Consider the following 22447-nt stretch of genomic DNA (forward strand, 5'->3'; position numbering starts at 1 on the left):
TCGTCTCCAACGACATCGACATTCCGACGTCGGCTTTGGCAGCGTTGCGGAGGGGACCCAATGCAGTTCGACCTTACGACTATGGACACCAGCACTTACGTATTCGGCGGAACACTGGTCCTAGGCCTGGTTCTGGCGGCCTTCATTGCCGTAGCCGCCATGGCCATTCTTGCCCTGGTCGGAGTGGCGAGCCTGGCATGGTTCACCGTGAAGAACGTACTGGGTGGCCTGGTCCACGGCATCAATTTCGCGTGGGATCAACTGGTCCACCAGGCCGGCAAGGTCGAGTTGCCAGTGGAATTCCCGTCGCAAACCTCCCCTAGCACAGGTACCTACCCGCGGGTAGCATTGAGGGACAGCTGAAGGGTCCCCCACCCGAGGCGGATCCTGGGCTCGAACCGGCACAACCGGCAAGAGGAGCCTTCCTATGACCTCCGCCACTGACAACAAGAGCACCGACGTCACAGCGGCAGAAGCCCGCGCCGTCGCCGAAGCCGCCCGCGAAACCGAATGGGTCCGCCCAAGTTTTGCCAAAGGGCTGTATCTGGGCGATTTCGATCTTGGACTAATCCACCCTTGGCCGCGAGCAAGAGCCGAAGACATCGAGCGCGGCGAAGAGTTCATGGCGAAGTTGACGGAGTTCTGCGGCACAATGTCCGGCCGCATGATCGAGCGCGATGCCAAGATCCCGGACGAATATCTCGCTGGCCTCACCGAGCTGGGCGTCTTCGGCATGAAGATTCCGCGCGAGTACGGCGGCTTGGGCCTGTCGTTGGTTTACTACGGAAGAGCTTTGGCTCTCCTGGGATCGGTCCACCCGAGCCTCGGAGCGCTACTTTCGGCCCACCAATCCATCGGCGCCCCGGAGCCGGTCAAGGTCTTCGGCACCCCCGAGCAAAAGCAGGAGTACCTGCCGCGTTGCGCCGCCGGCGCCATCACGGCTTTCCTGCTAACTGAGCCCGACGTCGGCAGCGACCCCGCCCGGATGGGCTGCACCGCAGTGCCAAGCGACGACGGCGAGTCCTACCTTTTGGACGGCGTGAAACTTTGGACGACCAACGGCGTCATTGCCGAGCTGGTGGTGGTCATGGCGGTTGTTCCGGCCCGTACAGGCCCGGACGGCACGGTCCTGAAGGGCGGCATCACCGCGTTCGTGGTGGAAATGGACTCCCCCGGCATCACCGTCGAGAACCGCAATTCCTTCATGGGCCTGCGCGGCATCGAGAACGGGGTGACCCGCTTCCACCAAGTTCGTGTACCTGCAGCCAACAGGCTCGGCCGTGAGGGCCAAGGGCTCAAGATCGCGCTCACGACCCTCAACACGGGCCGTCTCTCCATCCCCGGACTATGCGTGGCCGCGGGCAAGTGGTCGCTGAAGATCGCCCGTGAATGGTCCAACGCGCGCACCCAATGGGGACGTCCGGTTGGAAAACATGAGGCCGTCGGCAAGAAGATCGCCTTTATCGCCGCGACCACTTTTGCCCTCGAAGCCGTCTTTGAGCTCTCTGCCGAAATGGCCGACGCCGGGCAGAAGGATGTGCGGATCGAGGCCGCCCTGGCCAAGCTTTGGTCCACTGAGCTGAGCTACACGGTGGCTGACGAGCTGGTACAGATCCGTGGAGGTCGTGGCTTCGAAACGGCTGATTCCTTGGAAGCCCGCGGAGAACGCGCGGTGGCGGCTGAGCAATTGCTGCGGGACATGCGCATCAACCGGATCTTTGAAGGCTCGTCCGAGATCATGCGCCTGCTCATCGCCCGCGAAGCCGTCGACGCCCACCTTTCGGCAGCGGGCGAGCTCGCTTCCGCGGACGCGACCCTGCAGGAGAAGGCGCGTGCCGCCGTCGGCGCCTCAGGTTTTTACGCAAGGTGGCTCCCGAAGCTCGTGGCCGGAGCCGGAATGGACCCCCGCTCCTATGGTGAGTTTGGGCGCTTGGCCAAACAATTGCGGTATGTGGAGCGGGCTTCCCGAAAGCTCGCCCGGCAGACGTTCTACGGGATGGGCCGCTGGCAGGCGAGGCTCGAGTACAAACAAGCCTTCCTCGGCAGGATTGTGGATATCGGAGCAGAGTTGTTTGCCATGGCGGCGTGCTGCTCACGGGCCGAAATGCTGTTGCAGACGGCACCGGAACAGGGTGCGGCGGCCTACGAACTTGCCGAGGCCTTTTGCGAGCAGGCCCGGATACGCGTGGACGGATACTTCGAGCAATTGTGGCGCAACACCGACGATGTCGATCACGAGCTGTCATCGAACGTCCTTGCGGGCGACTACGCCTGGCTCGAGGCCGGAATCCTGGACCAGTCCGAAGGCACGGGTCCGTGGATTGCCGATGCCTCCCCTGGAGCATCATTGAAGGAGAGCCTGCACCGTAAGTACCGCTGAGTCCCGCTGCTGACCGAGGCAGCGCGGAAAGAGCTAGCCGACGTTGCCGTCGAGGTAGTACCAGCGGCGGTCAATCCGGACGAAACGGCTGTTTTCGCGCTGGACCCCGCGTTCGCCGTCGGAACGGTAGTGCGCCGCGAACTCGACCGATCCTTCAAGGTCCAAGGGTCCGCCGTGGCGGGTTGCCAGGATGTCCAGCCGCCGCCACTCAATATCCGGGTCCAAGTCAAGTGCCGCCGGGCGTGTGTCCGGGTGCCAGGTGCGCAGAAGGTAGTCCCTGTCAAGGACCACGAAGGCCGAGTAGCGGGCGCGCATGAGCTGCTCAGCCGTTGGCGCGTCGGCGTCCCCGCGATGGAAACGTCCACAGCACTCGGTGTACTGCTCCCCCGACAGGCAAGGGCAGGCGCCTTGGCGGAGGCGAGCGGAATCGAGTGGCATTGACGCCCTGTCTGGACTGAATGGTGAGAGCTACGCAACAAATTTTGTCACACCAGATAACAGCTTCGACACAACCTATGCAAGGCGGAGTTTGGCGGATGATTCATCCAGATTTCGCCCGTAGGCTAGAAGACATGCCCGCGGACCGACGGTTGCGGCATCCACCTCACAACTCTGGCTCGGGGAGGCTACGTGGAGGATCCAACAACACTGGCCCTCAATCTGACCTTTTTCGGCACGCTCGGACTCGCCTCGATCATGTTCCTTGCTTTGGCCTTCCTGATGGTTATCACCTTGGTGCTGGCCGGCGTCGTGAAGTTGCTCTCGATCGTCCTTCTTGCCATGGTGGGAATTTTTCCGAAGCGCGACACGGTCCCGGTTGTGCATTTGCCGCCGAGGCCTCGGCGCGTCCCCGCCCTGGCGGAGGTCGGGGAATCTACGACGGCGGAAGCCGGCTCCCTGGGGAGGGGTGCGGTTGCTCCCGAGAAACCGCGCCTTGGAGTCCTGAGGACCACCAGGTTGCTGTGGTCCGCGGGGTGGAGGGCTTTCCAGAGCTTCCCTTGGAAGTCGCTCGTGAATCCACGGACGTGGCCCAAGCCCGCGCAGGTCAAGGCCGGAATCGCAGCCACTGCCACGGCCGTGGCCACAACCCAGGCCAAGGAACATCCCTTCGTGGTTGCGGTAAAGCCGGATCCGCCGGTCCTGAACAGTCGGTGGGCTGCTGCCGTTGCCGAGGCTGATGCCCGGGCCGCGGCTCGGGAGGCTGAACGGGCACAAGAAGCCCCAACCCATGAAGAACCGCCGACCCCTGGTAAGGAACCCGCTGAAGGGTACCTCGCGGAGCCGGCCGAGAATGCCACGCCGATCCGGCAACGTCAGGGAGGCCCTCATGGCGGCAAGCCGGTCTCGTCCGGCCGCGTCACAGCCTCCGCAGGAGCCCGCCCCCGGGCATAGCATCCAGCTTCAGGCGACCAGTTGCCTGAAGCCGGCCCCGTGGTAGATGAGGGGCTCGGCCTCGTGGTTGATCTCCGCGGTCTTCACCTCGAGGACGACGATCGCGTGGTCGCCGGCAGGGGTCTCGGAGACCACCTCGCATTCAAGCAGCAGTGCCGCGCCGTCGATCAGCACCGCACCGGCGTCGCTCGTTGACATTGCAAGGCCCGCGAAACGGTCCTGTGTCCGGGAGGAAAGCTGCAGGCACGCGGCCTCCTGGCCTTGGGCCAGGACGGAAACGCCCAGCCGCGGGGCTCTCCGGAGCTTGGGCCACGTAGTGGAGGAGTTCCGCACCGCGAACATGACCAGCGGCGGTTCCAGCGAGACACCCACAGTGAAGCTGGATGCCACCAGTGCCTCCGGTGCGAAACCGACCATGGCACTGAACGCTGCCACGCCTGATGGAAATTGGGCGAACGCCTGCTTGATCGAAGCGGCTTCATCCACCGTAGCCTGGGTCATGGCGGTTTCCTTTCTCTGTAGTTTCGTGCCTGCCTTTCTACTAATTCACTCGACGCCGATAACGGCAATATTTGTGTATTCGCATGTCGATTCAAGTCAATTCACAATTCGTCACGCGCTGCTTTCATTACCCCGCAATACGAAAAGCGAAGAATTTGTACGCTTTTCGAGTGCCTCGGGCGCGACATGTGTAGCGTCGTGTCAATCCATTGCACAGCCTTGATTCTTCACGGAGGAAGCCGGAGATGAGCCTCAGCGAGCTTCGAACCCTGGGACGTACAGGCGCCCTGATCAGCCCCCTTACCTTGGGCACCCTTAACCTTGGGACAGGCTCGGCGCCCGCGGGCGCCGAAGAAAGCCTCCGTATTGTCCATGCGGCCCTCGACGCCGGTATCACCAGCATCGACACCGCGGACATCTACTCGCAGGGCGAGGCCGAGGCCATTGTGGGCCGGGCCCTCCATGGCCGGCGGGATGACGTTTTCCTTTCCACCAAATTCCATGGACAAATGGGACCGAATCCCACGCACGCTGGGAATTCCAGACGCTGGATCATGAAAGCGGTGGAGGGCAGCCTGAACCGCTTGCAAACGGACAGGATCGACCTCTACCAAGCGCATCGTCCGGACTACAACACGGACGTCCTGGAAACCATCGCGGCACTCAACGACCTCATCCGGCAGGGCAAGATCCTCTACTACGGAACGTCAGTATTCACTCCGTCCCAGCTTGTGGAGGCACAGTGGATCGCCACAACGAACCACCTCATACCGCCGGTTGTGGATCAGATCCCCTATTCTTTGCTGGTTCGCGCGAATGAACGCGACGTCTTCGCGATCACGCAGCAGTACAACCTCGGCGTGCTTAGTTACGGACCGCTCGACGGCGGCTGGCTCTCCGGGAACTACCGCGTAGGAGCTCCCCAGCCGGCCAGCTCCCGCGCTTCGGCAGTTCCCGGGCGTTTCGACGTCTCGGCACCATTCAACAGAAATAAACTCCTGGCAGCAGATGCCTTGGCCCGCGTCGCCGAACGGCATGGACTCACCCTTATCCAGCTAGCCGTCGGCTTCGCGTTGAACCATCCCGCAGTCAGCAGCGTCATTATTGGTCCACGCACGGAGGACCACCTGACCGATTACCTCAAGGCCGCGGACACTGTCCTCAACGAAGCCGTCCTGGATGCCATTGACGACATCGTGGCGCCAGGCACCAACTTCCTGGAGCGGGACGCGGGGACCGTTGTCCCGCACCTTGAATACGCGGAACTACGACGCCGGTAGTCAGCCCTCCGTCGGCGCCCCCAGCTCGCGCCAGCCCAGCTCTTGGGAGATGGCGTGGGTGGTCTCAAGCAGTTGGGGCAACAGCAGCTTGAGGGCATCCAAATCGGCACGTTCTTTGAAAGCAGTAATCGAGATAGCACCCGCAACCGCCCCGGTATGGCTGTGTACAGGGGCGGCAATGCAATTGGAAAAGGACTCATACTCTCCCCGGTCCGCTGCCCAGCCATTTTTCCGCACGTCCTCAAGCACTCGGAGGAATTCTTCCCTGGACGTGATGGTTGTGGCGGTGAATTGCTCGAACGAGGCGTGATCTAATATCTGGTCTCTTTGGCGGGCTTGCAGGAACGCAAGGATGGCTTTGCTGACTCCGGCCGTGTGCACCACCACCAATCCGCCAATCTTGGTGTTGAGGGTAATGGAGTTAGGCGGTTCAATTTTGTCCACGTAGACAAGGTGGGCCGCTTCCGGAACGGCAAACTGGACGGTGTGCCCCACCCGCTTGCTAAGTTGCAGGATATGAGGGTGAACCAGCGAACGCAGGTCGAACTGTTCAAGGGCGGACTGGGCTAACCCAGCAAGTCGGAATCCCACACCGAAGCGCCCGGAATCGTCCTTACGGAGAAATCCAGCTCCAATCAGGGTATTGACCAACCTCATCGCCGTAGTCCGGTGGACTCCCAACCAATCCGCAATGTCCTTGATTTCACGAGGCTGGTCACTGCAGTACTCAAGAATGTCTATGGCCCGCCCTACTGTCTGGGACACGTCGTGGCACCTTTCTGTTCGGGCGGGCCGATAGAAGCTCGTCAGGTCTGGGGAAGCACTCCCAGGGTCAGAAGCACATTGGCGAATCGCCGTGAATCGCCCGTGACGATGCACAGCGCAAGATCAGCGGACCTTGCAAGGTCATAAAACCGGAAGCGATCGACGAATTCATCCTTAGTGCCCTCGGGCATCAGTGTATCTATTTCACTGTGCACCAAGCATGGCCTAGCGTCCTCGGACGGTAGGATGCGTGTCAGCTTCTCGACCGTAACCATCTGCAGAATCACGTCGAGTACCTGAGGAACAGTTGGAGTGCCTGCCTGCAGGTTGAGGAAGATGGTGACTGCGTTTGGCCCCACGGCCGTCGCCGCGGAATAGTGCCCATCCGAAATCAGGACAGTCGCCCCGTGTCCGGCAGCCGCCAGCGCAGAGATGATCTGCGGATGGGTAAGTTTGCCCTGGATCACGCGAAGTACTGCCCGCCGTTGATGTCTACAACGGTTCCTGTGACAAAGCGCGAATGTTCCGAAGCCAGCCACAAGGCAGCCCCCGCAACATCTTCCGGAACTCCAGCCCTCCCCAAAGGGATAGCTGCAACGGTGGCGGCCTTTGATTCGGATGTGGTGAATGTATCGTGAAACGGCGTTGCCTCGATGAAGCCCGGCGCAAGAGCGTTGACTGTTATCCCGGATTCCGCTACTTCTTTGGCAAGTCCGCGAGTGAAGCCGAAAATGGCAGCCTTTGAGGTGGCATAGGCGGTTGCTCCGGCATGCCCGCCGTTCCGCCCCGCAAGGGAGGCCACGTTGATGATCCGGCCATTGCGGTGAAGGTGGGGCAAGACTGCACGGGTCATGAGGAATGTCGCGTCCAGGTTGACACCCATCACCTGCCGCCAGAGGCTGTACTCCATGTCCAGGATGGTTGATCTCTGGACGAGGCCTCCGACGTTGTTGACCAAGATGTCCAGCCCGCCGAAGTCACTGGCGATCTCCTCGACGGCTTCGCCAACAAGCTCCTCACTGGTGGCGTCTACCTGAAGTGCTTTCAGTGGTTTACCAGAGCCGCTCTCCACCCGCCGGGCGAAGGCAGCATCGGGCTGGTGGCTGTTGTAGGTTATGGCCACTCTTGCCCCTGCGTCGGCGAGCGCCAGGGCCACACCTTGTCCTATGCCTGTCCCGCCTCCAGTCACAAGCGCTGTTTTTCCTCGGAGTGTAGATTCATGCACGGTACACGGTCCTTTCTTTCGACTCTCCAGCCGTGGAGGGTCAGTTGGTTTCGGCTAGTTCTGCGGCCGCGATGGAACTGGGCACCGTGGTGCCTTCGGGTCGGTTGCGGGCATAGAGGTAAGTGGCCAAGGCGGTGATGACAAGGCAAACCGAGAGGAAGAGCAGCCCGGCGAGGTTGCTGTGGGTGGCGTCATTGAGCAATCCGACTGCGAACGGAGCTACAAACCCTCCAACGTTTCCGATGGAATTGACCAAAGCCAGCCCGGCTGCTGCCGCGGCGCCCCCCAAGGCGGCCGACGGCATTGACAGAAGCGGGGCCGTTGCCGAGAAGACTCCCATGGCGGCGATGGTGAGGAAGGCGAGGGCTGCCAATGCGTTGACCGGTAAAAGGAACGCCGCCCCTGCGAGACCGGCGGCCGCAATCAGCATGCTGATGCTGGCGTGCGCGGCGCGTTTTCCGGTCCGGTCAGACCTGCGGCTCCAGTAATAGAGGAATGCGGCCGCCGCTCCATAGGGGATGACCACGATGAAGCCAACTTGGACAGGACTAAGTTTGCCAAGGCCAGAGACAACTGTGGGAAGCCACAAACCAAAGCCGTAAATGCCGCACACCATGCCGAAGTTGAGGAAGGCGTAAACAAGGGCTCTGCGATCCTTGAGCCCGCCCAGAAAGGTGTGCGGACCGGACTTCTGCTTGTCGGCGAGTTCCCGGGCCATCGTGTTGCTCAGCCAGTCTCGCTCCTCAGCCAACAGCCAATGAGCCTGTTCAGGCCTGTCCGTCAGCAACCGCGGAGCAAGAATCCCAAGCACGACGGCGGGGATGCCCTCAACAATGTAGAGCCACTGCCATCCATGAAGGCCCGCGACCCCTTCAAGGTTCAGCAGGAGGCCCGAAACCGGAGCGCCAATGGCGTTGGAGATCGGCTGAGCCAAAACGAATAGCCCAAGAACGGTGACCCGCTGGGCGGCAGGGAACCACAGAGTGAGATAGAAGACGACCGCGGGGAAGAACCCCGCCTCGGCTGCTCCGAGCAGGAAGCGGATGACGTTGAACGTCGCTTCACCATTAACAAGGGCCATCGCGGCGGCGCAAACGCCCCAACTGATAAGGATGCGGGCAATCCATTTCCTCGCTCCGAAGCGGTACATTCCTCCATTGCTCGGAATCTCAAACAGGGCGTAGCCAATGAAGAAGATGCCAGCACCGAGCCCGTACGCGGATGCGCTCAACCCGATGTCCTCACTCATGGTGAGTTTGGCAAAACCGACATTGTTCCGATCCAAGAAGGCAATGAAGTACAGCAAGCAGATGACGGGAATGACCTTGCGTCGAACTTTCGCCAGAGTCCGGTCCCCCAGCTCACCGAACGACTGCCGTGTCGCAATTTGGGTAGGTAAAACACTTTTCATCAAGGCTCCTTTGACTCAATCAACGTATGTTGCAGGCCCGATCAATGAGCGGGCAATTGCTTCTTTGCTTCGAGCAATCCTTGCACATGCTGTGCAACATGTGCACCACTATAGTCTCGGGTGCATTTCTTTCGTCGTCAAGGGTTTCGTGGAACGGAGCCGACAACGGATCGGGCCGCGCGCCGACTATACTCGTTCGCAATCATGACTAGCCTTCCGTCTTCCCCTAGCAATGTGCGCATTGACGCCTGGCTCTGGGCTATCCGCGCCTACAAGACCCGGTCCGCGGCCACAACCGCCTGCCGGGCAGGGCACGTACGAATCAACGGGAACCCGGTCAAGGCCTCGCAATCAGTGATTGTCGGCGACACCATCCGGGTCCGCCAGTCCGGCTTCGAGCGCATCCTTGAGGTCCGCCGGCTCATTGCCAAAAGGGTAGGTGCCGAAGCAGCGTCCCATTGCTTCACTGACCACACTCCGGAGCGTCCCGCGGCGCCGGCGCTAGGACTTCCCCAGCGCGACCGCGGCGCAGGACGGCCAACCAAGAAGGACCGGCGCGATATGCAGAAGCTGAAGGGGCAGTAGCTCCGCCGAACATGGCGGTTCAGATGCCCGCTGCGCGGTCCGGCGTCGGGCGGTTTGGCCCCTCGGCTCAGCAGGAGCGTGAGCGGCGCGTAAAGCGACCGCGTAAAGTGGCAAGGGACGCCGATTCTGGACGCCGCGCTGCCGAAGGAGAGAACGTGACCATTGACTGGGACGAAAAAAGGGCCTTGCTACAGGAGCCCAATATTGCTGCGGTGACGCAGCTGTGCGACGAACTGATGGCCAAAAGGCCAGGTTCTTCCGTGCCTTACATCGATCCTGTGCATGACGAAGATGAGTGCCGGATTGTCACGCTCCATACGAGCCCGGGCAAAGGCACTGCCTCGGGATTCGTTTCGCACCTCAACGACGACGATGCCGCCCGCCGTGCTCAGCTGATCTATGACTCGGCAGAATTGGACGTGCGTTATGTCATGCCGTGGAACTCCTACCCGTGGGTCCGCGACCCCGACCTGCCGCCAGCACTGAGCGCGCAGGAGAAGACCGACGGACTCCGCCCGTTCCGCCAGTTCCTCAAGATCAACAAGAGGGTCTCAGCGATCGTCGCGCATGGCGCAGAAGCTGCGGCCTTCCTGGCCCTCTACGAGAAGACCTATCATTCGCCGCTCCGGCAGCACGGAATCAAGGTCTACAAGGCAAGCGCGCTTGGCGGACGGGCGTTTGCCCTGTCCGAGGCGAAGCAGCAGGAACTCCTGGCCAAGAACATCGAGATCTACCGGGACGCCATGCAGCGGGCGGGGATCCAGCACCTATAGGACCGGACTGGGCGTTGACTCCGTGTAAGACGACGACGGCGGCCGGGTTCCGTCGTCGTGCTTATTTCTTGGTGCCGGTCCGAACTAGGTTCGCGAATGGCAATCGGCCATAGTTGCCGACATACTCAGCGTGGTAGCTGGCCTCGGCCGGGTTGACCTCGGCAGCAGGAAGCTCCTTCCATGCGATGACCAGGTCCATGGCGTCCCTGAGTTGCCAAACTAGCCGGGCGTCCCAGACTATGGTCGGGCGGCCGCGGCCGTAGTCCATGAACTCCTGGATCTGCTTGCGGAGCCCACGATTTCCTTGGCTGCCAGCGCTGGCTTTGCCCAAGTAGAGGATTCTGGATTCAGGAACCCACTCGGCGTCCAGAGCAGCCTTCTTGAGCGACGGATCCTTCTTCTTGAAGGTACCGGCCGTGCTCTTGGCGAGGAAGATCGGTTCGAAGCCTTCGGGCTGGAGGATGGCGAAAATCCCAGGGCCTTGGGGGACGCGCATGATCTCGAGCTCATCGAGCACTCTGAAACCGGTGAAGCCATCCTGGATGAGCGTCTTCTTGGTGATAGGCATGGTGTTCCCACCTTAGAGGGTCGACAGCCAGCCGGACTCTGTGCTGCTTCATCTGGCGTCGATGGCCGGGAGGAGGTGGCGGTTCCTGATCCGCGATTCGCCAAAGTCGACCCGCAACGGGGCGATCTCCCAGGACCCGCCGCCCCTGGGCCTGCCGACGGCAACATGGGGTGTCCAGCGCGGCGATCTGAAGCCTAGCGCGTGTGAGCTCAGAATGAAGTCATCAATGTTGTCCACGGACAGTTCATCGAGGAGCTCATGGAGGGCATGGATGAGAGAAACCTGGAATTCATGCACCTCGCTCGGTACGTCCAATTCAAGCCCGCTCACACCGCCACGACCGAGCACGGTCAGCCTTTCAGCGCTGCCGGAAAAAGCGCCCAGGACCGGCAGATCTTGTAGCCAGGCAACCGTGTTGCGGGTGGCCCTCTCTATGTCTGTGATGCCTCGGGTCCAATCGGCGATGTCCCGGGCCAACTCTTCCAGGACGCCGAGGTGAAGCATGGTCAGGTGCAGGCCCTGCGGCCTGCGCAGGGCATCGACGTAGCGGCCCAGGCGCTCGTAGTCAGCGGGGTCGGATCCTATAAGGAGTACCGGAGCCTCCACCGTGATGGGCGGGGCTGTGTGCGTCCGGGTGTCCCTTCGCCCGTGCGGACGGTTGGCCATGGATGCAATTATGCTCCGGCTGCCGTCCGCTTGTCTTTGGCACGTCGGTTCGACCGAGTGATCTATTGAGTGTCTCTCAGTATCTGAGGTAGTAAACCCATCTGGTCTAGTCGCCACGTCAGCAACGGCGTCAGCTCGCTCGGCACCAAGAAGGACACAGTGGTTCGATCAGGGCCGACTATGAGCCCGCGGAATGTTCCAGCAGAATCTAACGCCTGCATCTCCCGACAGTGAAATGAGCACGTGACCCGGAAGCGGACACACAGGGGATACGGGTAGCGTCAGCGAATGTGGCTGTCGCCAGGGAACGTCAGTGTCGCCGGGGAACTTCAGTGTCGCCAGGGAAGGCTGTCCGTCCCACCAACGCCGTCATACAATCCCACGTTGACACCGCCCTGTGACCCGTGCCATATTTTTAAACGTGAACCTGTCAGACAGCCGGACAGCCGGACAGGCCGCCACTGGACAGTCAGCCGTCAGCCAGAAAGCTGCGGCTGGCCAGCGCACCGCCACAAGCGGCGCCGTCCCCCGGCCGGCCCAAGCGCCCAGGCCATCAAGCCCTCGGCCCCTCGACCGCTTCAGTGCCGCGGAGGCCGTCTTCAGTGCCATTCGCCAGGACATCGAAGGCGGAACTGTGGAAGTGGGCGCCAAGCTCAACTCCGAGGCCACCTTGGCCGCGCAGTACGGGGTAAGTCGCTCGGTCATTCGTGAAGCCCTCCGTTCTTGCAATGCGCTCGGACTGACGGTCACGAAGACCGGCAAAGGCACGTTCGTCGTCGCAGACCGGGTGGCAAATGACCTCACGCTCGGCCAGTATTCGGCGCGGGACCTGAACGAGGCCCGCCCACACATCGAAGTCCCCGCAGCCGGCTTGGCCGCGAAACGCCGGAGCCCGGAAGAGCTTGAACACCTCAAGGAAATCGTGGCGTCAATGCTCTCCGAGACCGACCCCGAGACCTGGGTCAGCCTCGATGCCAGTTTCCACTCCGCCATCGCCCGCGCCAGCGGCAACAAGGTCTTTGAAAGCGTCGTCGCGGACATTCGCGACGCATTGGCCCACCAATCCGAAACCCTCAACATGGTGGCCGACCGTCAGCATGTTTCAGACGATGAGCACCTCCGCATCGTCCAAGCCATCGAATCCGGCGATTCCACAGCCGCCGAAGCAGCGATGGCCGACCATCTCAGCGCCGTCAGCGTTGCCTTGGACACCATCCTCAGCAAATGATCCACCAACTGAAGGAAGCCATGCCCACCCCGCATGCAACGCGCACCGCTGTGCCGGAAAATACCACTGTGCCACAAAGCACAGAGCCTAAACCCGCCGTTCCAGCAACCCCCCGCCATGTCCCGCTGGCGGAACAGACCCGGGATGGTCTGGTCGAGAGCATCCACTACGGATCCCTCATCGCGGTCGGACCCGACGGCGAGACGCTGCTTGAGGCGGGCGAACCCGATGCCGCGTTCTACCCGCGCTCCTCCCTCAAACCGCTGCAGGCAGTCGCGATGGTCCGCGCCGGCCTCCAGCTTCCGGCAAACCTCCTGGCCCTCACCGCGGCAAGCCACTCCGGCGCTGCAATGCACCTCGACGGCGCCGCACGGATCCTTGAAATGCACGGCCTGGACAAGAGCGCGTTGGAAAACAGCACCGACCTTCCGTACGGCACCGCCGAGCGCGAAGAATGGCTCCGCGCCGGTGGCAAGCCCACGCAACTCGCGCAGAACTGTTCCGGCAAACACGCTTCCATGGCCGCCACCTGCGTGATCAACGGGTGGCCTGTCCAGGGCTACCTGCACCCCGAGCATCCCCTCCAGATGCTCGTGAGGGACACCATCACCGAGCTCACCGGCGAAGACGCCGCCGCCGTCAGCACAGACGGTTGCGGCACACCGCTCTTCGCCCACAGCCTGCACGGCATGGCCCGCGCGTATGGCCGCTTGGCGGCGGCGCACACCAACGGAGCAGAAGGCCAAGTAGCCCGCGCCATGCGTGCTTTCCCCGAGATGGTGGCCGGAGAGGGTCGCGACGTCACGGCCATCATGCGCACCGTTCCCGGACTGCTCGCCAAGGACGGTTTCGAAGGCCTCCAACTGATCGGCCTGCGGAACGGCACCGGCGTCGCCATCAAGATCTCCGACGGCGGCGACCGCGCCCGCATGCCCGTCACCGTGCGCGTCCTCGAAGCCTTGGGGCTCGACGGCGGCCAGCTCGCGGCGCTTGCAAGCCCACCTGTGTTGGGCGGCGGCCACCCTGTGGGTGTGCTGCGTGCCGCGAACTTCCTCGCATCCTACTGACGTAGTCAAACCAGCACAGAAGACCAAAGGACAGCAATGACAACCGTCAATCACGCACGCCCATTCCGCACCGAACACGATCTCCTCGGTGACCGCGACGTCCCTGCTGATGCCTACTGGGGCGTGCACACGCTGCGTGCCATCGAGAACTTCCCCATCACGGGCCAGCCGCTGGCCAGCAACGCCAACCTCGTCAAGAGCCTCGCAGCGGTGAAACTTGCCGCAGCGCGCAGCAACCGCGAACTTGGCCTCCTGGACGATGAACGAGCTGACGCCATCGAGCAAGCCTGCCAGGACGTCATGGACGGCAAGCTCCACGAGCAGTTCATGGTGGACGTCATCCAGGGTGGCGCCGGCACCAGCTCCAACATGAACGCGAACGAGGTCATCGCCAACCGCGCCCTCGAAATCCTCGGCCACCCCAAGGGCGACTACGCCAGGCTGCACCCGAACGACCACGTCAACCTGAGCCAGTCCACCAACGACGTGTACCCCACGGCAGTGAACCTGGCCACTATTTTCTCGGTTCAAGGCCTTCTTGCGGCTCTTCAGGAACTCCAGGTCGCATTCGCGGAGAAGGGCGAGGAATTCCGCGCAGTGGTCAAGATGGGCCGCACCCAGCTGCAGGACGCCGTCCCCATGACCCTCGGCCAGGAATTCGGCGGCTACGCAGTGACTGTCGGCGAGGACCGGGCACGACTGGCCGAATCCCAGCTGCTGATCCACGAGATCAACCTTGGGGCCACCGCCATCGGCACTGGCCTGAACGCCCCCGCTGGCTACGCCGAGGCGGTCTGCCGGCACCTCGCCGAGATTACCGGCCTGCCGCTGGTCACCTCCGTGGATCTCATCGAGGCCACCCAGGACGTGGGCGCGTTCGTCCACCTCTCGGGCGTACTCAAGCGCGTCGCCGTCAAGCTTTCCAAGATTTGCAACGATCTCCGCTTGCTGTCCTCCGGACCGCGAGCGGGACTGGGCGAGATCAACCTCCCGGCTGTGCAGTCGGGCTCGTCCATCATGCCAGGCAAGATCAATCCGGTGATCCCGGAAATGGTCAGCCAAGTGGCCTATGAAGTCATCGGCAACGATGTCACTGTCACCATGGCAGCCGAAGCGGGACAGCTCCAGCTGAACGCCTTCGAGCCGATTATTGTCCACAGCCTCCACAAGAGCATCTCCCACCTGGAAGCCGCGTGCCGCACACTCACGTCGCGCTGCATCCGGGGCATCACCGCGAACACCGAGCGGCTGCGCCTCACCGTAGAGCAGTCGATCGGACTCGTCACGGCGCTCAATCCGCACATCGGCTACGCCTCCGCCACTGCGATCGCCCAAGAAGCGCTGGCAAGCGGCAAGGGTGTCGCCGAGCTCGTTCTCGAACACGGATTGCTGACCTCGAAGCAGCTCGATGAGCTCCTCCGCCCCGAACGCCTGGCCAACCTCAGCAATTAGCCTGAGACGCACACTGAGCGACGACGGCGGCGCTTACCAGCCGCCGTCGGGCCTGAGCGCCCGAACAGACAGGCCGGACGGCGAGATCCGGACCCCCAACAGGACACCCCCTAAGGATTCCCATGACCAACGCACCCATCACGGACCACACGGTCCCGCCACAGGCGCACGCCACTGAAAAGCTCCTCCATGCCGAGGACAAGGGCTATCACAAGAGCCTGAAGCCGCGCCAGATCCAGATGATAGCGATCGGCGGCGCGATCGGCACCGGCCTGTTCCTGGGTGCCGGCGGCCGCCTCAACGCCGCAGGCCCCTCGCTCGTCATCGCCTACGCGGTCTGCGGCTTCTTCGCCTTCCTGATCCTGCGTGCCCTCGGCGAACTCGTGCTGCACCGCCCGTCGTCGGGCTCCTTCGTCTCCTACGCCCGCGAGTTTTTTGGCGAGAAGGCGGCGTTTGTCTCCGGCTGGTTCTACTGGATCAACTGGGCCACCACCACCATCGTGGACATCACCGCCGCGGCCCTCTACATGAACTTCTTCGGCAAATACGTGCCGTGGATGGGCGTCGTTCCGCAGTGGGCCTGGGCCCTGATCGCCCTGGTGGTTGTCCTGAGCCTGAACCTGGTTTCCGTCAAGGTGTTCGGCGAGATGGAGTTCTACTTCGCGCTCATCAAGGTGGCCGCGCTAGTGGCGTTCCTCGTGGTTGGCACGTTCTTCGTCATCTTCGGCACCCCCGTACCGGGGCAAGAGGTCGGCTTCAGCCTCCTCACGGACCACGGCGGCATCTTCCCCAACGGCCTGTTGCCCATGATCATCCTCATGCAGGGCGTGCTGTTCGCCTACGCGTCAATCGAGCTCGTGGGCACGGCAGCTGGAGAGACCGAGAACCCCGAGAAGATCATGCCCAAGGCCATCAACTCCGTGGTCTTCCGCATCGCCGTCTTTTACGTCGGCTCCGTCATCCTGCTTGCCCTGCTGCTGCCGTACACCTCATATGTCAAGGGTGTCAGTCCGTTCGTGACGTTCTTCGGCCACATCGGCATCCAGGGCGTGGACGTGATCATGAACCTCGTGGTCCTCACAGCCGCGCTGTCGTCCCTGAACGCCGGCCTGTACTCCACCGGCCGCATCCTTCGCTCCATGTCCGTGGCGGGTTCGGCTCCGAAGTTCGCCCAGCGCATGAACAAGGCCGGTGTCCCCTACGGTGGCATCGCCATCACTGCCGGCGTCTCGCTGCTCGGCGTCCCGCTGAACTACCTGGTCCCGGCCGATGCCTTCGAGATCGTCCTGAACGTCGCCTCGGTGGGCATCATCGTCACCTGGGCCACGATTGTCCTGTGCCAGATGCAGCTCAAACGATGGGCGGACAAGGGCTGGCTGAAGCGTCCGTCCTTCCGGATGTTCGGCGCGCCCTACACCGGTTACCTTTCGCTGCTGTTCCTGGTGGGCGTGCTTGTGATGGTGTTCATCGACTCCCCGCTCACCATGTTGGTCACGGCAATCGCCTGCGTCCTCATGGTGGTCGGTTGGTATCTGTGCCGCAAGCAAATCCACGAGCTCGCCGCAGCCCGCGACGGTTTCACGGGCAGTTCACCCGTGATCGCCAACCTGCCGGTTGCCGGTTCAGAGGACAGGATCTAGGGGTTCCGGCACTCAGTGCCCGACGGCGGTCGGCGCCTTCCCACGGAAGGTTCCGGCCGCCGTCGTGCGTTAAGTCCCGCACCCCCACACGCGTGCGCCCCCGCGAAATGTGACCAGGCCGATTTGAATCCCGGTGGCACTATGGAAGGAAGGACACCCCGCAGCTCAAAGGAGAGAATGCACGTGAAATTTGCCCGTCTAGGACCGGCCGGCCACGAGCAGCCGGTGGTCATCGCCACAGACGCTGAAGGCACCGAACGGTACTTCGATCTGCGCCCGCTAACGGCTGACATCGACGGCGCGTTCCTCGCCGCCGGCGGCATCGCCAGTACGCAGGAAGCGCTCGACGCCGGAAGGTTGCCCTTCGTTCAAGCTGAAGGGCTGCGCGTCGGCGCCCCGATTGCCCGGCCAGGGTCCGTCGTCGGGATCGGACTGAATTACGCGGCACACGCCGCGGAGTCCGGAGCCACACCGCCCGAAGTGCCGGTCGTCTTCCTGAAGCCCTCCAACACAGTGACGGGACCATTCGACGCGGCCCCCATTCCGCCTTCGTCGGAAAAGTACGATTGGGAAGTGGAACTCGGAATCGTCATCGGACGGGAAGCCACCTATCTGGCAGACCTGGACGAAGCGGCGGTGTGCATCGCTGGCTATGTTCTTGCCAACGACCTGTCCGAACGTGAACTGCAACTCCCCGGCGCCGCCGGGCAATGGACCAAGGGCAAGACTCTCCCGCAATCCACTCCACTGGGGCCGTGGCTGGTTCCTGCCGGCGAGATAGACGCAGCTGCATTGCGCCTGCGCACCTGGGTGAATGGCGAGGCTCGCCAGGACTCCACCACCGCGGACCTGATTTTCGATCCTGCCACGCTTGTCCACCACTTGAGCCAGCACATGGTCCTGGAGCCTGGAGACGTCATCATCACGGGCACGCCCGAAGGTGTGGCTTTGTCCGGCCGCTTCCCGTATATCCGGACAGGGGACGTTGTTGAGATTGAAATAGAAGGGCTCGGCCGCCAGCGCAAAGAGTTCCACCTGGCGACGTAACGCAACGCCCTCGCAACCCCGCGCCGCCACGTGTTCGCCTATGCTCAACACCAGGCAATCGATGGCGATCCACCAAGGAGCACGGCATGAGCAATTGGCGCATCAGGGACTTCCACTCGTCGGACATGGACGGCATCTTGCACCTTTGGGAGTCGCTCAAAGCGGACAATGTTGAGCCGGTCTACGCACTCTCCGAGGTGCTTGCGTCTTGCGAGAAGGACCACGCCGTCGTGGCCGTGCAGGGCGATCAGGTGGTCGGCGCCGCCGTCGGACGTGCGGCCCATGACCAAGGCTGGATTGTTTTCCTGGCCACCCTGACCGAGTTCCGCGGCCGCGGGATCGGCACTTCGCTGCTGGCCGCCGTCGAGAATCGGATGGCTCCGCATGGCCTCAACAAGCTCTCGGCCCTGATGCCGGAAAGCGAAACCCGCGTGGAAGCGTTCCTGGGCCGCGGCTTCGTGGTCAAGAAGAACCTGCGCTACTTCGAACGGACCATTCCGGTGCAGCGCCAGGAGCTGGAGCCGCTGAGCCTCCTGGGTGGCCGGATCCTTGCCCGAGACCTGTGGGAAAATGTCGCCGGAATGCGGCGCGAAAAGGAACTACTGGAACGCCGGCTTGTCCTGCCGCTGGCCGAGGCCGATCTCGCGGACGAGTACGGCGTGGTGCCGCCGCGCGCCGTCGTGCTCTTCGGCCCTCCGGGGACCGGCAAGACGACGTTCGCCAAGGCGATCGCCTCGCGCCTCGAGTGGCCTTTCGTGGAAGTTTTCCCCTCGCGCCTGGCCGCAGATCCCAAGGGCTTGGCGGGCGCGTTGCGCGAGACGTTCCTGGAAATCGCCGAACTGGAGCACGCCGTCGTCTTTATCGACGAGGTGGAGGAAATCGCGTCCCAGCGGTCCGGTGAGCCGCCGTCGCCGTTGCAGGGGGTGACCAACGAGCTCCTCAAGATCATCCCCGCCTTCCGCGAACAGCCCGGCCGCCTGCTGGTATGCGCCACGAACTTCATCCGCGCCCTGGACACTGCCTTCCTGCGCCACGGCCGCTTCGACTATGTGATCCCCATCGGTTTGCCCGACGTCCACGCCCGCGAGGCCATGTGGCAGCGATTCATCCCCGCCACAGTGGTGGATTCCGTGGATGTCGCGTTGCTGGTGGACCGTACCGAAGGCTTTTCTCCCGCGGACATTGAGTATGCGGCGCGCAGTGCCTCCCAGCGCGCTTTGGAAAAGGCAGTTTACACAGCGGGCGCTCCCGGTGCCGCCGCCGGAGGCTCCGCACCGGCGTCGAACGGTCGCAAGGGACCGGTCACGCAGGACTATCTCGACGCCATCGCCGATACCCGCACCACTGTCAGCGACGAGGTCCACCAGGACTTCCTCGAGGACATCGACGCGCTGGGTCGCGTTTAGTCGGTCGCGTTCGGCCCCCGCCCGCCAATTCGCCGGAAGCGTGCGGTGTCGCCGGAAGATTCCGGCGACCGGGAGGGCTTCCGGCGAAGTGGGCGGGGGCGCCCGAGGACGAGGAGGAACAATGACCCTGTTTCTGACGATCCTGAGCGGCGTCGCCTGGACAACGGTTTACATCTGCGCGATCCTGGTCGGATTTCGCGACAAGAGCTACGCGATCCCGGCGGCAGCCCTGGGGCTGAACATCGCGTGGGAGGCCATCTACGCGGTGCATTCGCTCAGCTCTAGACTCTCCGTTCAGGGAGTCATCAACATTGCCTGGGCGCTGGCCGACGTCGTGATTGTCTACACGTTCCTTCGGTTCGGCAGGCGGGAACTTCCCGGGTTTGTCACGCGGCCGCTCTTCGTCGGATGGGCGGTCCTGCTGGGCCTTGCAGCTTTCGCCGTGCAGTGGCTGTTCATCGCCGAGTTCGATTGGGAACCCGCATCCCGGTACGCGGCTTTCCTGCAGAATCTCTTGATGTCCGGCCTGTTCATTGCCATGTTCGTCGCCCGCCGCAGCCTGCGAGGCCAATCCATGCTGATCGCCGTGGCCAAGTGGATCGGGACCCTCGCGCCCACCATCACCTTTGGCGTCCTCGAGAATTCACTGTTCATTCTGGGCATTGGCGCCCTCTGCAGCGTCTTCGACCTCACGTACATTGGGCTGCTCTTGTGGGCCAAGCGAAACCCTGGGGCTCTCGCGCGGGCCCGGGACCCTGGAGACCTTTCGGCGCTACCCTGATTCAAGGCGCATCAGGCAAACGAGGCAATGACACCGGCACGAACGTACCGATTCCCATCGGAAAGCCCTTGTTCAGCTCCCCGGTTAGGCGGAAAATGGTGAAACCGGCACGAACGTACCGGACGCGCACTCAGCGCGCATGGCCACAAAACGCGAGGAAGGGTGGACATGTCCCCAAAGGAATTCACCGAGTCCCTGGGCGCGAAGGTCCGTGCCCGCCGTGCATCGCTCAGCCTGAGCCAGTCCGATCTCGCTGACCTAGCTGGCGTCTCGGAGCGTTTCGTCCGTTTCGTGGAGCAGGGGAAGACCACGGTCCAGTTGGAGCCACTCTTGGCTGTGCTTGGCACGCTGGGCCTTGAACTCACGCTGAAGGCCGCGGGCAGCCAGGCAGCAAACAGCCAGTCATGACATTCCACCGCATCGCCGACGTCTACAAGCAAGGCGTCCTGGCCGCCCGCATCGAGCGGCATGAAGGCGGCACCAAGTTCAGCTACTTGGCGCGGTACCTCGAATCGGGCGGCCCTGCTGTTGCCACAACGCTCCCGCTGACGAATCAGGCCGTGTTCACGCCGAGCGGCGCCGTTCCGCCCTATTTCACCGGGCTCCTCCCGGAGGGCCGTCGCCTGAATTCATTGCGCCGGGCGGTCAAAGCCAGCGCCGACGACGAGCTCGCACTCCTAATGGGCGCAGGAGGAGACGCCGTCGGCGATGTTCAGACCGTCCCCCACGGCGAGCCACCCACGGAAGGAGGCTCCGCCGTCGTGCTCGATTCGAAGCCGCCCCTCGACTTCGACGCGCTGCTCGGCGATTCGGGGCTTATCGATCCGGTGGCGTTGGCCGGTGTGCAGGATAAGTTGTCGGCCGGGATGATCTCGCTCCCGGTGGCACAAGCGGGCAAGCGCTTCATCCTCAAACTCAACGCGCCCGAGTTCCCGTTCGTCGTGGAAAACGAGTTCCTCATGTTCCGTCATGCGCGCAAGCTGCGGATTCCCGTGAGTGCCGTTCGGTTAGTGCACGACGTCGGCGGGCGGGCCGGGTTGCTCGTGGAGCGTTTCGATCGCCTCACCGGAACTGACGGCACTCCGGTACGTCTCGCCGTCGAGGACGGGGCCCAAGTGCTGGGACTGTATCCGGCCGACAAATACAGCGTGCCTTTTGGCGAGGTGTGCTCTGCGTTGGCAGCCCATTGTTCTGCGCCGCTGCCGGCCTTGCGGAACCTTGCCCTCCAGCTCGCGTTCGCTTGGCTCAGCGGCAACGGCGACCTCCATGCCAAGAACGTGTCCATGGTGCAGTCGCAGCTGGGCGAGTACACCATCGCCCCGGTCTATGACATCCCCTCCACCGTGGTGTACGGGGACAAGACCCTCGCGCTAGGCATCGGCGGGAAAAAGATCGGCATCTCCCGCAAACATTTCCTCGCCTGGGCCGGAAAACTGGGGCTGACAGGGCGCGCGGCGGAGGGAATCCTGGAACTCGCGCTCAAAGCGTCGGGCCCGCTGATCACAGACCTCGACGCCGGAGCCTCACCGTTCGGGCCGATCCAGACCAGGGACTGGGTCAAAGAGCTCAAGCATCGGCGAAGGTTGATGGGCGGGTAACTCGAACCCCGAGTTGAATCACCGTTCAATCCTAGGTTCACGCGTGTGGCGACGCTAGGCTCGCTCCCAGAGGCGAGATCGGCTCGCCGCGGGCCAAAGGATTGAACGCATGACACAACAAACGGCCGGAACCCCATCGATGTCCACGACTGGCGCCCCTCCGCATTCGCGCTCGTATCTGAGACCTACGCGGTTGCTCTCTCAAAGCGAACGGTCGAAGCTGCATCCGTCGGTCCTGGCGGAGGCCGAGCGCCGGGCCGCAAGCATTCAGCTCCGAGTCGCGGATGCAATCACAGCCTTTGCCGGATCGATGAACTTCGTCTACTTGCACATACTGCTTTTCGCCGTGTGGATGCTCGTGTTCGAACAGAGTCCGTGGCCGACGTTGACACTGATCGTCTCGCTCGAAGCGATCTTCCTCTCAACCTTCGTCATGATCGGCCAGAACCGTCAAGCGGTTTTCCAGCAGGTGAAGGCAGACCATGACTACAACGCTCAGGAGCAACTGCTCGAGGAGAACACTGATCTCACACGTGCGATTCACGAGCTCACGGGCCAGATCCACGAACGGATTCTCGCGGAAGTCACCGCCTCCGTTACCCGGGACGTTGCGGCCGCTGCCAAGCCGACGCAGGATGACCCGACAAAGCCGTAGACAGCCGGGAGTGCCGGACGAATCGAG

24 protein-coding genes are annotated in these 22447 nt (G+C 62.8%); 16 read left to right on the top strand and 8 right to left on the bottom strand.

The window, feature by feature from the left end; genetic code table 11:
• Positions 1-60 precede the first annotated feature (60 nt).
• Both LFT43_RS19045 and LFT43_RS19050 read left to right on the top strand, forming a co-directional pair.
• A complete protein-coding gene (locus LFT43_RS19045) occupies positions 61-363 on the top strand; it encodes a hypothetical protein (RefSeq protein ID WP_395799512.1) in 303 nt (100 codons plus the stop codon).
• 64 nt (positions 364-427) lie between these two features.
• A complete protein-coding gene (locus LFT43_RS19050) occupies positions 428-2380 on the top strand; it encodes an acyl-CoA dehydrogenase family protein (protein WP_395799514.1) in 1953 nt (650 codons plus the stop codon).
• A gap of 33 nt (positions 2381-2413) precedes the next feature.
• On the opposite strand, the gene LFT43_RS19055 is transcribed toward LFT43_RS19050, so the two are convergent.
• Positions 2414-2818, bottom strand: a complete 405-nt coding sequence (locus tag LFT43_RS19055; RefSeq protein WP_395799516.1) for a YchJ family protein — start codon at positions 2816-2818, stop codon at positions 2414-2416.
• 192 nt (positions 2819-3010) lie between these two features.
• Here LFT43_RS19055 and LFT43_RS19060 point away from each other — a divergent pair, with 192 nt between their 5' ends.
• Positions 3011-3772, top strand: a complete 762-nt coding sequence (locus LFT43_RS19060; RefSeq protein WP_395799518.1) for a hypothetical protein — start codon at positions 3011-3013, stop codon at positions 3770-3772.
• Between the two features lie 9 nt (positions 3773-3781).
• Here LFT43_RS19060 and LFT43_RS19065 read toward each other — a convergent pair whose 3' ends face one another.
• Positions 3782-4273 (bottom strand): flavin reductase family protein, encoded by a 492-nt coding sequence (locus tag LFT43_RS19065; protein ID WP_395799520.1) that lies wholly within the window; start codon positions 4271-4273, stop codon positions 3782-3784.
• A 245-nt stretch (positions 4274-4518) separates the two neighbouring features.
• On the opposite strand from LFT43_RS19065, the gene LFT43_RS19070 reads away from it, so the two are divergent.
• Positions 4519-5553, top strand: coding sequence for an aldo/keto reductase (locus LFT43_RS19070; RefSeq protein WP_395799522.1), 1035 nt, complete (start codon positions 4519-4521; stop codon positions 5551-5553).
• Here LFT43_RS19070 and LFT43_RS19075 read toward each other — a convergent pair whose 3' ends face one another.
• From LFT43_RS19075 to LFT43_RS19090, 4 genes are all read right to left on the bottom strand, one after another.
• Positions 5554-6318, bottom strand: coding sequence for an IclR family transcriptional regulator (locus LFT43_RS19075; RefSeq protein WP_395799524.1), 765 nt, complete (start codon positions 6316-6318; stop codon positions 5554-5556).
• Positions 6319-6359: 41 nt separating this feature from the next.
• On the bottom strand, positions 6360-6785 hold the full coding sequence (locus LFT43_RS19080) for an RbsD/FucU domain-containing protein (protein ID WP_395799527.1): 426 nt from the start codon (positions 6783-6785) through the stop codon (positions 6360-6362).
• Positions 6782-7474, bottom strand: a complete 693-nt coding sequence (locus LFT43_RS19085) for an SDR family NAD(P)-dependent oxidoreductase (protein ID WP_395799529.1) — start codon at positions 7472-7474, stop codon at positions 6782-6784. Before LFT43_RS19085 ends, LFT43_RS19080 begins: the two co-directional genes overlap by 4 nt.
• 109 nt (positions 7475-7583) lie before the next feature.
• Positions 7584-8954 (bottom strand): MFS transporter, encoded by a 1371-nt coding sequence (locus tag LFT43_RS19090; protein ID WP_395799531.1) that lies wholly within the window; start codon positions 8952-8954, stop codon positions 7584-7586.
• 204 nt (positions 8955-9158) lie between these two features.
• On the opposite strand from LFT43_RS19090, the gene LFT43_RS19095 reads away from it, so the two are divergent.
• Positions 9159-9539 carry an RNA-binding S4 domain-containing protein gene (locus tag LFT43_RS19095; RefSeq protein ID WP_265979416.1) on the top strand — a complete coding sequence of 127 codons (381 nt, stop codon included), beginning with the start codon at positions 9159-9161 and terminating at the stop codon, positions 9537-9539.
• Positions 9540-9694: 155 nt separating this feature from the next.
• Entirely contained in the window at positions 9695-10312 is a 618-nt protein-coding gene (locus tag LFT43_RS19100; RefSeq protein ID WP_268020082.1) for a uracil-DNA glycosylase, read from the top strand.
• A 61-nt stretch (positions 10313-10373) separates the two neighbouring features.
• Here LFT43_RS19100 and LFT43_RS19105 read toward each other — a convergent pair whose 3' ends face one another.
• Positions 10374-10880, bottom strand: coding sequence for a hypothetical protein (locus tag LFT43_RS19105; protein ID WP_395799534.1), 507 nt, complete (start codon positions 10878-10880; stop codon positions 10374-10376).
• 48 nt (positions 10881-10928) lie between these two features.
• Positions 10929-11546 carry a hypothetical protein gene (locus LFT43_RS19110; RefSeq protein ID WP_395799536.1) on the bottom strand — a complete coding sequence of 206 codons (618 nt, stop codon included), beginning with the start codon at positions 11544-11546 and terminating at the stop codon, positions 10929-10931.
• A gap of 607 nt (positions 11547-12153) precedes the next feature.
• On the opposite strand from LFT43_RS19110, the gene LFT43_RS19115 reads away from it, so the two are divergent.
• The 10 genes from LFT43_RS19115 to LFT43_RS19160 all read left to right on the top strand — a co-directional run bounded on the left by LFT43_RS19115 (position 12154) and on the right by LFT43_RS19160 (position 22420).
• Positions 12154-12774, top strand: a complete 621-nt coding sequence (locus LFT43_RS19115) for a FadR/GntR family transcriptional regulator (RefSeq protein WP_395803167.1) — start codon at positions 12154-12156, stop codon at positions 12772-12774.
• Positions 12775-12794: 20 nt separating this feature from the next.
• The gene (locus LFT43_RS19120; protein WP_395803169.1) at positions 12795-13841 is read left to right on the top strand and encodes an asparaginase; all 1047 of its coding nucleotides are present in this window, start codon (positions 12795-12797) and stop codon (positions 13839-13841) included.
• Between the two features lie 36 nt (positions 13842-13877).
• Positions 13878-15293, top strand: coding sequence for an aspartate ammonia-lyase (gene aspA, locus LFT43_RS19125; RefSeq protein WP_395799538.1), 1416 nt, complete (start codon positions 13878-13880; stop codon positions 15291-15293).
• Positions 15294-15415: 122 nt separating this feature from the next.
• Positions 15416-16933: an amino acid permease gene (locus tag LFT43_RS19130; RefSeq protein WP_395799540.1), complete on the top strand. Its 1518-nt coding sequence runs from the start codon at positions 15416-15418 to the stop codon at positions 16931-16933.
• Positions 16934-17110: 177 nt separating this feature from the next.
• Positions 17111-17980, top strand: a complete 870-nt coding sequence (locus LFT43_RS19135; protein ID WP_395799542.1) for a fumarylacetoacetate hydrolase family protein — start codon at positions 17111-17113, stop codon at positions 17978-17980.
• A gap of 86 nt (positions 17981-18066) precedes the next feature.
• Complete coding sequence (locus LFT43_RS19140; protein WP_395799544.1) at positions 18067-19386, top strand: ATP-binding protein; 1320 nt, start codon at positions 18067-18069, stop codon at positions 19384-19386.
• 121 nt (positions 19387-19507) lie between these two features.
• The gene (locus tag LFT43_RS19145) at positions 19508-20167 is read left to right on the top strand and encodes a hypothetical protein (protein WP_395799546.1); all 660 of its coding nucleotides are present in this window, start codon (positions 19508-19510) and stop codon (positions 20165-20167) included.
• Between the two features lie 168 nt (positions 20168-20335).
• Positions 20336-20575, top strand: a complete 240-nt coding sequence (locus LFT43_RS19150) for a type II toxin-antitoxin system Y4mF family antitoxin (protein ID WP_395799548.1) — start codon at positions 20336-20338, stop codon at positions 20573-20575.
• A complete protein-coding gene (locus LFT43_RS19155) occupies positions 20572-21765 on the top strand; it encodes a type II toxin-antitoxin system HipA family toxin (protein ID WP_395799550.1) in 1194 nt (397 codons plus the stop codon). Before LFT43_RS19150 ends, LFT43_RS19155 begins: the two co-directional genes overlap by 4 nt.
• A 109-nt stretch (positions 21766-21874) precedes the next feature.
• Positions 21875-22420, top strand: a complete 546-nt coding sequence (locus LFT43_RS19160; RefSeq protein WP_395799552.1) for a DUF1003 domain-containing protein — start codon at positions 21875-21877, stop codon at positions 22418-22420.
• Positions 22421-22447: the final 27 nt, after the last annotated feature.

Origin of the sequence: Arthrobacter sp. FW306-04-A (assembly GCF_044358315.1) — a bacterium.
Classification (GTDB): Bacteria; Actinomycetota; Actinomycetes; order Actinomycetales; family Micrococcaceae; genus Arthrobacter.

Coding starts and splice junctions, on each gene's coding strand:
- LFT43_RS19140 (WP_395799544.1), top strand. CDS start 18,067: ATGAGCAATTGGCGCATCAGGGACTTCCACTCGTCGGACATGGACGGC.
- LFT43_RS19055 (WP_395799516.1), bottom strand. CDS start 2,818: ATGCCACTCGATTCCGCTCGCCTCCGCCAAGGCGCCTGCCCTTGCCTG.
- LFT43_RS19050 (WP_395799514.1), top strand. CDS start 428: ATGACCTCCGCCACTGACAACAAGAGCACCGACGTCACAGCGGCAGAA.
- LFT43_RS19135 (WP_395799542.1), top strand. CDS start 17,111: ATGCACGTGAAATTTGCCCGTCTAGGACCGGCCGGCCACGAGCAGCCG.
- LFT43_RS19155 (WP_395799550.1), top strand. CDS start 20,572: ATGACATTCCACCGCATCGCCGACGTCTACAAGCAAGGCGTCCTGGCC.
- LFT43_RS19045 (WP_395799512.1), top strand. CDS start 61: ATGCAGTTCGACCTTACGACTATGGACACCAGCACTTACGTATTCGGC.
- LFT43_RS19105 (WP_395799534.1), bottom strand. CDS start 10,880: ATGCCTATCACCAAGAAGACGCTCATCCAGGATGGCTTCACCGGTTTC.
- LFT43_RS19150 (WP_395799548.1), top strand. CDS start 20,336: ATGTCCCCAAAGGAATTCACCGAGTCCCTGGGCGCGAAGGTCCGTGCC.
- LFT43_RS19065 (WP_395799520.1), bottom strand. CDS start 4,273: ATGACCCAGGCTACGGTGGATGAAGCCGCTTCGATCAAGCAGGCGTTC.
- LFT43_RS19160 (WP_395799552.1), top strand. CDS start 21,875: ATGACACAACAAACGGCCGGAACCCCATCGATGTCCACGACTGGCGCC.
- LFT43_RS19095 (WP_265979416.1), top strand. CDS start 9,159: ATGACTAGCCTTCCGTCTTCCCCTAGCAATGTGCGCATTGACGCCTGG.
- LFT43_RS19130 (WP_395799540.1), top strand. CDS start 15,416: ATGACCAACGCACCCATCACGGACCACACGGTCCCGCCACAGGCGCAC.
- aspA (WP_395799538.1), top strand. CDS start 13,878: ATGACAACCGTCAATCACGCACGCCCATTCCGCACCGAACACGATCTC.
- LFT43_RS19120 (WP_395803169.1), top strand. CDS start 12,795: ATGCCCACCCCGCATGCAACGCGCACCGCTGTGCCGGAAAATACCACT.
- LFT43_RS19145 (WP_395799546.1), top strand. CDS start 19,508: ATGACCCTGTTTCTGACGATCCTGAGCGGCGTCGCCTGGACAACGGTT.
- LFT43_RS19110 (WP_395799536.1), bottom strand. CDS start 11,546: ATGGCCAACCGTCCGCACGGGCGAAGGGACACCCGGACGCACACAGCC.
- LFT43_RS19090 (WP_395799531.1), bottom strand. CDS start 8,954: ATGAAAAGTGTTTTACCTACCCAAATTGCGACACGGCAGTCGTTCGGT.
- LFT43_RS19070 (WP_395799522.1), top strand. CDS start 4,519: ATGAGCCTCAGCGAGCTTCGAACCCTGGGACGTACAGGCGCCCTGATC.